Origin of the sequence: Wenyingzhuangia gilva (genome assembly GCF_030519655.1) — a bacterium.
Lineage (GTDB): Bacteria > Bacteroidota > Bacteroidia > Flavobacteriales > Flavobacteriaceae > Wenyingzhuangia > Wenyingzhuangia gilva.
Window position 1 is genome coordinate 38947 of record NZ_JAUMIT010000005.1, and the last position, 12703, is coordinate 51649.

Consider the following 12703-nt stretch of genomic DNA (forward strand, 5'->3'; position numbering starts at 1 on the left):
AATTAGCTGTTAATTTTTATAATATATAATACAATCACATATTGAGTCTCGTAGCTCAGCTGGTTAGAGCGCTACACTGATAATGTAGAGGTCGGCAGTTCGAGTCTGCCCGAGACTACCAAGGTTAGCTTGATAGTTAGGCAGAAAAAAAGACAACAATAGATTGTATTACAAAGGAAATTCTAGAGGATTAGTAATCCACCCAAGTAAGCATAAGCGACTGCAAACTGCAGACTGTGGAACTTGCCTACTAGTAATGGGGGATTAGCTCAGCTGGCTAGAGCGCTTGCCTTGCACGCAAGAGGTCATCGGTTCGACTCCGATATTCTCCACAATTTAGTACAAAGTACTAAGTAAGGAGTACAAATTTAGACTTTGTACTTAGTACTAAATACTTAATACTAAAAAACGTTCATTGACATATTGATAATAATATTGTTTAAAAAATAATATTACTTGAGTAGACATTAGAATCTATCATTTATGATAGAATTATAATAGAAATAGAACAACGCAAGTTGTAACAATAAAAATGGTTTCGACCATTAATGATTAAAGACGCAAAAGTACAATAAGCTAATTAAGGGTGTATGGCGGATGCCTAGGCTCTCAGAGGCGAAGAAGGACGTGATAAGCTGCGATAAGCTACGGGGATTTGCACATAAGAGTTATATCCGTAGATTTCCGAATGGGGCAACCCACTATGTTGAAGGCATAGTACCGAAAGGGGCAAACCCGGTGAACTGAAACATCTAAGTAACCGGAGGAAGAGAAAATAATAATGATTTCGTTAGTAGTGGCGAGCGAACGCGAAAGAGCCCAAACCTACGATGTTACGGCATTGTAGGGGTTGTAGGACTGCAATATTCGATGCTTAATGAATTAGAATAACCTGGAAAGGTTAACCGTAGAGGGTGATAGTCCCGTATAAGTAAAGCGAGTTATTGATAGCAGTATCCTGAGTAGGGCGGGGCACGAGGAACCCTGTCTGAATCTGCCGGGACCATCCGGTAAGGCTAAATACTCCTGAGAGACCGATAGTGAACTAGTACCGTGAGGGAAAGGTGAAAAGAACCCTAAGTAAGGGAGTGAAATAGATCCTGAAACCGTACACCTACAAGCGGTCGGAGCCCACAAGCTGGGTGACGGCGTGCCTTTTGCATAATGAGCCTACGAGTTACTTTATCTAGCAAGGTTAAGGATTTAAGATCCGGAGCCGTAGCGAAAGCGAGTCTGAATAGGGCGAATTAGTTAGGTTGAGTAGACGCGAAACCTGGTGATCTACCCATGGGCAGGTTGAAGCTGTGGTAACACACAGTGGAGGACCGAACCCGTTGACGTTGAAAAGTCTTGGGATGACCTGTGGGTAGGGGTGAAAGGCCAATCAAACCAGGAAATAGCTCGTACTCCCCGAAATGCATTTAGGTGCAGCGTTGTATTAGTTATATAGAGGTAGAGCTACTGATTGGATGCGGGGGCTTCATCGCCTACCAATTCCTGACAAACTCCGAATGCTATATAATGATTTACAGCAGTGAGGGCATGGGTGCTAAGGTCCATGTCCGAGAGGGAAAGAACCCAGACCATCAGCTAAGGTCCCCAAATATATGTTAAGTTGAAAAAACGAGGTTTGTCTGCCCAGACAGCTAGGATGTTGGCTTGGAAGCAGCCATTCATTTAAAGAGTGCGTAACAGCTCACTAGTCGAGCGGACGAGCATGGATAATAATCGGGCATAAACATATTACCGAAGCTATGGATGTATAGTTTACTATACGTGGTAGGGGAGCATTCTAGTTGTGCTGAAGGTGTTCTGTAAGGGATGCTGGAACGTCTAGAAAAGAAAATGTAGGCATAAGTAACGATAAGGCGGGTGAGAAACCCGCCCTCCGAAAGACTAAGGTTTCCACAGCGATGCTAATCAGCTGTGGGTTAGTCAGGGCCTAAGGCGAACCCGAAAGGGGTAGTCGATGGACAACAGGTTAATATTCCTGTACACGCACCCATTAAAAGTGACGGATTGCCCAGATCTTTACGTACTGACGGAATAGTACGTTGAGCCTAGCCTTCGGGTGAAGCGAAAAGAAGTAAGCGGTTCCAAGAAAAGCGAGGGCTGCGTCCTGTACCGTAAACCGACACAGGTAGTTGGGATGAGTATTCTAAGGAGCTCGAGTGATTCATGGCTAAGGAACTAGGCAAAATAGACCCGTAACTTCGGGAGAAGGGTCGCCCATCTTCGGATGGGCCGCAGTGAAAAGGTCCAGGCGACTGTTTATCAAAAACACAGGGCTCTGCTAAAACGAAAGTTGATGTATAGGGCCTGACACCTGCCCGGTGCTGGAAGGTTAAGTGGAGGGTTTAGCTTCGGCGAAGATCTGAAATGAAGCCCCAGTAAACGGCGGCCGTAACTATAACGGTCCTAAGGTAGCGAAATTCCTTGTCGGGTAAGTTCCGACCTGCACGAATGGTGCAACGATCTGGACACTGTCTCAGCCATGAGCTCGGTGAAATTGTAGTATCGGTGAAGATGCCGATTACCCGCTACGGGACGAAAAGACCCCGTGAACCTTTACTATAGCTTAGTATTGGCTTTGGATAAGTAATGTGTAGGATAGGTCGGAGACTTTGAAGCAGCATCGCCAGGTGTTGTGGAGTCATTGTTGAAATACGACCCTTTGCTTATCTAGAGTCTAACCTCTGACGAGGGACAGTGCTTGGTGGGTAGTTTGACTGGGGTGGTCGCCTCCAAAAGAGTAACGGAGGCTTCTAAAGGTACCCTCAGTACGCTTGGTAACCGTACGTAGAGTGCAATGGCATAAGGGTGCTTGACTGCGAGACCTACAAGTCGATCAGGTTGGAAACAAGAGCATAGTGATCCGGTGGTTCCGCATGGAAGGGCCATCGCTCAAAGGATAAAAGGTACTCCGGGGATAACAGGCTGATCTCCCCCAAGAGCTCACATCGACGGGGGGGTTTGGCACCTCGATGTCGGCTCGTCACATCCTGGGGCTGGAGAAGGTCCCAAGGGTTGGGCTGTTCGCCCATTAAAGTGGCACGCGAGCTGGGTTCAGAACGTCGTGAGACAGTTCGGTCTCTATCTGTAGCGGGCGTTAGAAATTTGCGTGGATTTGATTCTAGTACGAGAGGACCGAATTGAACTAACCTCTGGTGTATCTGTTGTTCCGCCAGGAGCATTGCAGAGTAGCTACGTTGGGAAGGGATAAGCGCTGAAAGCATATAAGCGCGAAACCCACCACAAGATGAGATTTCTTTAAAGGGTGGTTGTAGATCACGACCTTGATAGGATACAGGTGTAAAGGCAGTAATGTCATAGCCGAGTATTACTAATAACCCATAGGCTTATGTACTGCGGGCTTTAATTATTGATTTCACTACCAAGTAATATAAATACAATAAACAATATTGGTATCAATATGTTAACACATACTGATAGTACAAGGTAAAGGGTATAAAGTACAAAGATTAAAATCTTGATACTGACTACTAGATACTAAGGACTATTAAGACCTTAAGGTGATTATTGCAATAGGGCTCACCTCTTCCCATTCCGAACAGAGAAGTTAAGCCTATTAGCGCAGATGGTACTAGCATTGCTGGGAGAGTATGTCATCGCCTTTTTTTAGAAACCTCATTCATTAAATTGAATGAGGTTTTTTTATATCCTTCTTTTTGGGGAAGTAGTGAATGAGATACTCACAAAATAAATACACCTCAAATTCGATCAAAAACTTCACTTATTATTTATTAAAATAAACTTTGCTGTTGACCTTCAATGTCGGATAATGTTTGAGGGACTTTTAAGTTTAAACTTAATCTATTGTTTAGTTTTTTGATGAAGTATGATGATAATAGTACTGATTCTATTTCTACATTTTGATGAATAAAAAATGAAATAGATTGAACTCCTTGATTGATCCAGTTCTCAATTCTATCAATCCAGTCATCTAATCTTTTATAATCAGAAGAATGGTTTGAACCTACAAAACGAATAAATACTTTAGAATTGGTTAATCTCATGTGTAATAAATCTCTTCTGCCAGCTGTGTCGGTAATAATATTACTGATGTTTTTAGTTTGATAAAGTTGATATAATTCATTAGCTATATCAGTATTATGATACCAATCTGTATGACGAAGTTCTACGGCAAGAGGAATTTGTATTGGCCATGTTTCTATAAAGTCTTTCAGTTTTACAAAATCGATAGGACTAAAGGATTCATGCATTTGTAAAAAAATAGTTCCTAGTTTTTCCTTTAACTCAATAACATTATTTATAAACAATTCCGTAATGGGATAAGAGCTATTATCTAATTGATGTTCGTGTGAAATATCTTTGGTGATTTTTGGATAGAATTTAAAATCAACAGGTGTTTTTAAATACCATTTTTGAAATTGTTCTTTTGGGTATAAATTATAGAAGGTAGCATTTAATTCGATGCTATTAAATTGACTGCTATAATATTTTAATTCATCTTTTGTACCTCGAGGATAAAAACCTTTTAAGTCTTGTTTATTCCATTTGGCACATCCAATATAAAATTCAGTTTTACCGATAAATGATTTATTAAATACGTTAGAGGTATCGGTATGATCATTAGGTAGTGTGAAATCTATGTTTTCTGGGTTGAGTACTTTTCCGAATTGCATAATGTAAAAATACAAATCTAATTTTAGTTTGCGTTAGTGATGGAACGGTGTGTTTGAGCTCTTTGTAACATAGTGGAAAAAGCGAGTAGTGAGAGCACGACCCAATAGGGGAACGCCCAAATATTTTAAATGCATTTATATCACAGTGTTTTGATTTACCTTTGCAAATATGTACGGAATTGTAGATTGTAATAGTTTTTATGCATCGTGCGAACGAGCTTTTAGACCTAATTTGATTGGGAAACCTATTGTGGTTTTATCAAACAATGATGGTTGTGTGATTGCGCGTAGTAAAGAAGCAAAGCCATATGTTAAAATGGGAGCTGTTGCTTTTAAAAGTAAAGATGATTTTAGAAAACATGGTGTTTATGTTTTTTCGTCTAACTATGCTTTATATGGAGATATGAGTTCTAGGGTAATGACCATTATTAGTAAATATGTAGATGATATTGAACCCTACTCTATAGATGAAGCTTTTTTTAAGCTTGAAAATGTATCGGCACAAGAGGCGGAGTTGATTGGGAAACAGATTCAGAAAGAAGTGATGCAACAATTAGGATTGCCAGTGAGTGTTGGGATTGCAGCAAGTAAAGCGTTGGCTAAATTGGCTAATAATATTGTGAAAACTTATCCGGAACAAACTAAAAATGTTTATGTTATTGGAACAGAAGAGAAGCGTTTAAAAGCATTAAAGTGGACTCCGATTTATGATGTTTGGGGAATTGGAAGGAAGTTGTCCAAAAAATTACAAGACATGAATGTTGAAAAGGCTTATGATTTTACATTGTTGTCAGATGAATTGGTTCGTAGTAAATTTTCTATAGTTGGATTGCGTTTAAAACATGATTTAGAAGGAAAACCAACCATTGGTTTTGAGGAAGTACATGATAAATATATGATTGCTACGACACGCAGTTTTCCTAATGTGATTTCTGATTTGAAAGAAATTGAAGAACGTGTGGCTACTTTTGCGAATAGTTGCGCAGAAAAGTTAAGAAAACAAAAAAGCGAATGTGCTGGTGCTTATGTTTTTTTAAGATCTAACAGGTTTGGAAAGGAACATATAAAATTAGGAGGAATGGTGCATTTTGGGTTTGCAACTAGTTCTAGTATTACTATTACCAAAGGGGTTTTAGAAAAATTACGTGAAATTTTTAAAGAAGGACATACTTATAAAAAAGCAGGAGTAATTTTGGTATCGATAACTCCAAATAGTAGTCATCAAATAAGATTGTTTGGAGATGAAAATCCAAAACATCAGTTATTGATGGATACCATGGATAGATTGAACGATAAAATGGGACAAGGAAAATTAAAGTTGGCCAATCAAGATATTAAGAAGACTTGGAAAATGAGACAGGAGCATTTGTCTCCACAATACACGACTAAATTTAGTGATATTATTACTGTAAATTGTAAATGATGATGTTGACATTTTATAAATATGAATTTAATGGTTTTGTAAAAATTCCTTTTGTAGAAAATGGAATTAAAGCCGGATTTCCTTCACCTGCAGAAGATTTTCAAGGAAAGAGAATTTCTTTAGATAAAGAATTGATTAAAAACGAGACCGCAACTTTTTTTGCAAAAGTAGATGGAGATTCTATGCAGGATGCAGGAATGTCTGATGGAGATTTGTTGGTGGTTGATAGAAGTTTGGAACCTCAGAATGGTAAAATTGCTGTTTGCATGTTGGAGGGAGACTTTACTGTTAAAAGATTAAGAGTTGATAAGGATGGTGTATATTTGGTTCCTGAAAATAAAAGTTACCAAGAGATAAAAGTAACAGAAGATCAGGAGTTGATAATTTGGGGTATAGTAACCTATGTGATTAAAAAAGTATAGTATGATATTAATAGATTTTAGGAATTGGATTTTTGATAAATCGTTAGGTGTGTTACCCAATGCACAAAAGGAATTGTTACAAAGAGATTTTGATATACTTACAAAAAATACTGATTTTAAAATCTTGGATTTAGGAGTTCTAAAGCCTTTAAGTATTTCTAATTTATTTTTTAAAAATGAGGAACAAATTGCTGTTTCTCCTATTAAAGATATTGAGGCTTATTATGAAGCAATAGATAAAGTTTTAGAAATAGAAAACAAAGAAACCATTGACTATACCGAAGCTGCTGAGGAAGAGATTTATTTTTACGGCCAAAATAGTTTGGTTTCGCATTTGGCTTCTGAAATAGCTTTGTGCGGAATTAATGAAAAAACGGATGAATCTTTATTCGAAGAATATTGTGAAGATTTTGAGTTGACTCCTTTTAGTTTTGATTTACCAGATGATATATTAACAAGTGATATAGCTTGTTTTGTAGGAAATAGGTTGTTGATTTGTTCAGCGTATATAAAAGATAAAAAAGTAAAAAAAGATTTGTTTTCTCTTTTAAAAGTAAACGGAATTAGTACCATTACTTTTACAAAAGAACAAATAGAGAATGGTGTTTTTGATATGAAGTCAGTGGGGGATAAATTGATACTGACTCAAAAAGCACATAATGTATTTACAGAAGATCAAAAAAATGCACTTTCTGAAATAAAAACGGAAATCATAAATATTTCTTTTTTAGACAAAGCAGGAATAAAATTGAGTGATATTATTTTATAGCACAAAAAAAAGGATGAACTACTTAGTTCATCCTTTTTTGTTTATTCTTTTATTTCAGAATTTTCTTGATGTTCAATAGAAATGGTTAATTCTTGTTTTTCTTTATCCAATTCCATTTTAATAATGTCTCCATCATTTAAGTTAGCATTTACTATTTCCTCTGCCAAGGCATCTTCAATGTATTTTTGAATGGCTCTTTTTAAAGGTCTAGCACCATACTTTTTATCAAATCCTTTCTCTGCTATGTAATCTTTTGCTTCGTCGCTTAAAATTAAAGTATATCCTAAACCACTAATACGTTTGGTTAATTTAGACAATTCAATATCTATAATTCTATGGATATCTTCTCTTTCTAAAGCGTTGAATAAAATAACATCATCAATTCTGTTTAAGAATTCAGGAGCAAAAGATTTCTTTAAAGCACCTTCAATCACACTTTTAATATGGTCATTGGTTTGTGCAGCCTTAGAGGCAGTTCCGAAACCAACTCCTACTCCAAAATCTTTTACTTGACGTGCTCCAATGTTAGAAGTCATAATAATAATAGTGTTCCTGAAATCAATTTTACGACCCAAACTATCGGTTACATATCCATCATCTAAAATTTGTAAAAGCATATTGAATACATCTGGATGTGCTTTTTCAATTTCGTCTAACAACACAATTGAGTAGGGTTTTCTTCTCACTTTTTCAGTTAATTGTCCACCCTCTTCATAACCTACGTATCCTGGAGGTGCTCCAACCAATCTAGAAATAGCAAATTTTTCCATGTATTCACTCATATCAATACGAATTAACGCATCTTCAGAGTCAAACATTTCTGTAGCCAATACTTTTGCTAACTGTGTTTTTCCAACTCCTGTTTGACCTAAAAATATAAAGGATCCAATAGGTTTGTTAGGGTCTTTTAAACCAACACGGTTACGTTGAATGGCTTTAATTACTTTGGCAACGGCTTCATCTTGTCCAATAACTTTTCCTTTAATGGTACTTGGTAATTCTCTTAGTTTAGAGCTTTCAGCTTCCGCAACTCTATTTACAGGAATACCAGTCATCATAGAAACTACTTCTGCAACGTTTTCTTCGGTTACTATTTCTCTATTTTTTCTAGCAGCTTCTTCCCATTGTTGTTGAGCAGAGGCCAACGCAGCTTCCATATTTTTTTCATCATCTCTTAACTTGGCTGCTTCTTCATATTTTTGACCATTAACTGCTTTTGTTTTTTTGTCTTTAATACTTTCTAATTCCGCTTCAAGTTTAATAATTTGCTTAGGGACTACAATGTTTGTAATGTGGATTCTAGATCCAGCCTCGTCTAATGCATCAATCGCTTTGTCCGGTAAAAAACGATCAGTCATGTAACGATTTGTTAATTTTACACAAGCAACAATTGCTTCATCTGTAAAAGTCACATTGTGATGATCTTCGTATTTACCTTTGATGTTGTGTAAAATTTGAATGGTTTCTTCTTCAGTAGTTGGTTCTACAATTACTTTTTGGAAACGTCTTTCTAAAGCACCATCTTTTTCTATGTTTTGACGATATTCATCTAAGGTAGTAGCACCAATACATTGAATTTCACCTCTAGCCAAAGCAGGTTTTAACATGTTAGAAGCATCTAAAGAACCGGTTGCTCCTCCAGCACCAACAATGGTGTGAATTTCATCAATAAATAAAATGATGTCATCATTTTTTTCCAATTCATTCATCAAAGCTTTCATTCTTTCTTCAAACTGTCCTCTGTATTTAGTGCCAGCAACAAGGCTAGCCAAATCAAGAGAAACAACACGTTTGTTGAATAAAATTCTAGAAACTTTACGTTGCACAATTCTTAAAGCCAAACCTTCTGCAATAGCAGATTTACCCACTCCAGGCTCACCAATTAACATAGGGTTGTTCTTTTTACGTCTGCTCAAAATTTGAGAAACACGTTCAATTTCTTCATTACGACCAACAACCGGATCTAACTTATCTGTTTCCGCTAAGAAAGTCAAGTCACGACCAAAATTATCCAATACAGGTGTTTTAGATTTTTTGTTTGGATTAGGTGTTTGTGGTTGACTTCTTTCAAAAGAACCCGTATTTCCTCCAGAAAAATCTTGAGAACTTTCATTGGTTGGGCTACTAAAGGTATCTTCAATAGCATCATCAAGCTCTTGTTCGTCTTCTCCTCCTTGAGACAATTGTTTGTATAAAGATTTTACATCATTATAAGTAATGTGCAACTTATCTAGTATTTTAGTAATTGGGTCATTTTCATTTCGTAAAATACAAAGCAATAGTAAAGCTGTATCAACGGTAGTACTATTATACAATCTAGCTTCCAAGAAAGTAGATTTTAAAGCTTTTTCAGCTTGTTTGGTTAAATGCAGGTTTTTTCTTTCGCCAGCAGGTATAGGTAAGCTAGAAATAGGATGTAAAGCTTCTACCTTGTGTTTTAAATACTCAAGGTTTACATCTAATGCGATTAGCATATCATTTGCCTTGCTAGTTTGATTTCGAATAATACCCAGCACCAAATGTTCAGTACCAATAAAGTCATGACCTAGTCTGATAGCCTCTTCCTTACTGAAACCAATCACATCTTTTACTTCTTGTGAGAAATTATCATCCATATTCTATCGTTTTTAAGATTAGGTTCTACGTAAATTTAGTAGATTTTTTTTACATAAATTACAAATTACCTGCCATTGTTAAAAGAAGACAAACTGTCTTGTTTTTATTTTTCTGTAAATCAGTTGATTATGTTTTTTATATGTTGATAAAACATATACGAAGACAATAATTGATAGGTTTTGTTTGTTAATAACTTGTGGCTAAATTAGCGCTTTAAGAGCCTTGTGAAATGGATAAAAAGGTTTAAATTGCTATGTTGATAATTAAAATATAACTTAAGAATAATATACATGATTGAAGGAGAAAAGCTGATTCCTATTAATATTGAAGAGCAGATGAAATCTGCTTATATTGATTATTCAATGTCTGTAATTGTGTCACGTGCACTACCAGATGTAAGAGATGGGTTAAAGCCGGTACATAGACGTGTTCTATTTGGAATGCATGAGTTGGGAATTAAGTCAACTGGAGCGTATAAAAAATCTGCAAGAGTTGTTGGGGAAGTATTAGGAAAGTATCATCCACATGGTGATACCTCAGTGTATGACTCTATGGTGCGTATGGCACAAAGTTGGAGCGTACGTTACATGATGGTCGATGGACAAGGAAACTTTGGTTCTGTAGATGGAGATAGTCCGGCGGCAATGCGTTATACGGAGGTTCGTATGCAGAAGATATCAGAAGAAATGTTATCTGATATTGAGAAAGAAACTATTGATTATCGATTGAACTTTGATGATACTTTAAATGAACCGACGGTTTTGCCTACCCGTATTCCAAACTTATTGGTAAACGGAGCTTCTGGTATTGCAGTAGGGATGGCTACAAACATGGCTCCTCACAACCTAACAGAGGTAATTAATGGTATTGAAGCTTATATTGACAATAGAGATATTGATATTGATGGTTTGATGGAACACATCAAGGCACCAGATTTTCCTACAGGAGGAACCATTTATGGTTATGAAGGGGTAAAAGATGCTTTCCATACAGGAAGAGGAAAAATAGTGATTCGTGCAAAGGCTACTTTTGAAGAAGTAAAAGGTAGAGATTGTATTGTAGTTACTGAAATTCCATATTTGGTAAACAAAGCAGAAATGATTAAGAAAACTGCGGAGTTAGTCAATGAGAAAAAACTAGAAGGGATTGCTAATATTCGTGATGAGTCTGACCGTAAGGGGATGAGAGTCGTGTATGTTTTAAAGAAAGATGCTATTCCAAATATTATTTTAAATAAATTATTTAAGTATACTTCTTTACAAACTTCTTTTAGTGTTAATAACATTGCTTTGGTGAATGGAAGACCAGAAATGTTAAACTTAAAAGATTTAATACATCATTTTGTTGAGCACAGACATGAGATAGTAACTCGTAGAACAGAGTTTGATTTAAAGAAAGCAGAAGCAAGAGCACATATTTTAGAAGGATTAATTATCGCATCAGACAATATTGATGAAGTAATTGCAATTATTAGAGGTTCTAAAAATGGTGATGAGGCACGCGAAAAATTAATGGCTCGTTTTGAATTGACTGAAATTCAGGCAAAAGCGATTGTTGAAATGCGTTTGCGTCAGTTAACAGGACTAGAGCAAGACAAACTGCGTTCAGAATATGAGGAAATCATGATTCTGATTGCAGACTTAAAAGATATTTTAGGAAGTGAAGAGCGTAGAATGGAAATTATTAAGAACGAATTAATTGCCATTAGAGAAAAATATGGTGATGAAAGACGTTCTGTGATTGAATATGCTGGTGGAGATATGAGAATTGAGGACATGATTCCTGATTCTAAAGTAGTGGTAACTATTTCTCATGCTGGATATGTTAAACGTACCCCGTTGTCAGAATATAAAACTCAAAACAGAGGTGGTAAAGGACAAAAAGGGGTGGCAACAAGAAATGAAGATTTCTTAGAGCATTTATTTGTGGGAACCAACCATCAATACATGATGTTCTTTACACAAAAAGGAAAAGTGTTTTGGATGCGTGTGTACGAAATTCCAGAAGGAACAAAAGTATCAAAAGGTAGAGCTTTACAAAACTTAATCAACATAGAAAGTGATGATAAAGTAAAAGCGTTCTTAGTAACTGAAGATTTAAAAGATGAAGAATACATCAACAATCATTATGTTATTATGGCAACCAAACAAGGTCAAGTTAAAAAGACATTGTTAGAGCAATATTCTAGACCTAGAACGAATGGTGTACAAGCAATTACTATTAAAGAAGGTGACGAATTATTAGAAGCTAAACTAACCAATGGATCTAGTCAAGTAATGTTGGCGGTTAAGTCTGGTAAAACCATTCGTTTTGAAGAAGAAAAAACCAGACCAATGGGTAGAACTGCATCTGGAGTTAGGGGAATAACTCTTGCACATGATAAAGATGAAGTAATTGGTATGATTGCTGTAGATGATATGGAAAGTGAAATCCTAGTTGTTTCTGAAAAGGGATATGGTAAACGTTCTAAATTAGAAGATTATCGTATTACAAACAGAGGTGGTAAAGGAGTTAAGACCTTAAATATTTCTGATAAAACAGGAGAATTGGTGTCAATCAAAAACGTTACAGATGAAGATGATTTGATGATTATTAACAAATCAGGAATTACCATCCGTATGGAAGTTGAGCAATTGAGAACCATGGGTAGAGCTACTCAGGGAGTTAGATTGATTAACATAAATGAGAATGACTCAATTGCTGCGGTAGCTAAGGTAATGAAAGATGATGAAGAAGTTGAAGAAAACCAAGAAGGAGCTATAGAAGACAGTATTGAAAATTCAACAGAAACAAATCAAGAGTAAAA

General features: G+C 36.3%; 6 protein-coding genes, 2 tRNA genes and 2 rRNA genes. 8 read left to right on the forward strand and 2 right to left on the reverse strand.

The features are described from left to right. Window positions 1-44 precede the first annotated feature (44 nt). From QVZ41_RS10425 to rrf, 4 genes are all read left to right on the forward strand, one after another. A tRNA-Ile gene (locus QVZ41_RS10425) sits at window positions 45-121 on the forward strand. A 137-nt stretch (window positions 122-258) separates the two neighbouring features. Further along, window positions 259-332: transfer RNA gene (locus QVZ41_RS10430), tRNA-Ala, on the forward strand. Between the two features lie 237 nt (window positions 333-569). Beyond that, window positions 570-3367 (forward strand): 23S ribosomal RNA (locus QVZ41_RS10435). Window positions 3368-3529: 162 nt separating this feature from the next. Beyond that, window positions 3530-3638: ribosomal RNA gene (gene rrf, locus QVZ41_RS10440) — 5S ribosomal RNA — on the forward strand. A gap of 126 nt (window positions 3639-3764) precedes the next feature. On the opposite strand, the gene QVZ41_RS10445 is transcribed toward rrf, so the two are convergent. Continuing rightward, entirely contained in the window at window positions 3765-4667 is a 903-nt protein-coding gene (locus QVZ41_RS10445; RefSeq protein WP_302884519.1) for a DUF72 domain-containing protein, read from the reverse strand. Between the two features lie 169 nt (window positions 4668-4836). On the opposite strand from QVZ41_RS10445, the gene QVZ41_RS10450 reads away from it, so the two are divergent. Genes QVZ41_RS10450 through QVZ41_RS10460 form a run of 3 tightly spaced genes read left to right on the forward strand, consistent with a single transcriptional unit; the run spans window position 4837 to window position 7281 of the window. Next, window positions 4837-6090, forward strand: coding sequence for a Y-family DNA polymerase (locus tag QVZ41_RS10450; protein ID WP_302884520.1), 1254 nt, complete (start codon window positions 4837-4839; stop codon window positions 6088-6090). Continuing rightward, window positions 6090-6512, forward strand: coding sequence for a LexA family protein (locus QVZ41_RS10455; RefSeq protein ID WP_302884521.1), 423 nt, complete (start codon window positions 6090-6092; stop codon window positions 6510-6512). Before QVZ41_RS10450 ends, QVZ41_RS10455 begins: the two co-directional genes overlap by 1 nt. Before the next feature lies 1 nt (window position 6513). Continuing rightward, window positions 6514-7281, forward strand: coding sequence for an arginine deiminase-related protein (locus QVZ41_RS10460; protein ID WP_302884522.1), 768 nt, complete (start codon window positions 6514-6516; stop codon window positions 7279-7281). Between the two features lie 41 nt (window positions 7282-7322). Here QVZ41_RS10460 and QVZ41_RS10465 read toward each other — a convergent pair whose 3' ends face one another. Continuing rightward, window positions 7323-9896 carry an ATP-dependent Clp protease ATP-binding subunit gene (locus tag QVZ41_RS10465; protein ID WP_302884523.1) on the reverse strand — a complete coding sequence of 858 codons (2574 nt, stop codon included), beginning with the start codon at window positions 9894-9896 and terminating at the stop codon, window positions 7323-7325. A 291-nt stretch (window positions 9897-10187) separates the two neighbouring features. On the opposite strand from QVZ41_RS10465, the gene gyrA reads away from it, so the two are divergent. Further along, a complete protein-coding gene (gene gyrA, locus QVZ41_RS10470; RefSeq protein WP_302884524.1) occupies window positions 10188-12701 on the forward strand; it encodes a DNA gyrase subunit A in 2514 nt (837 codons plus the stop codon). The last annotated feature ends 2 nt before the right edge of the window (window positions 12702-12703 follow it).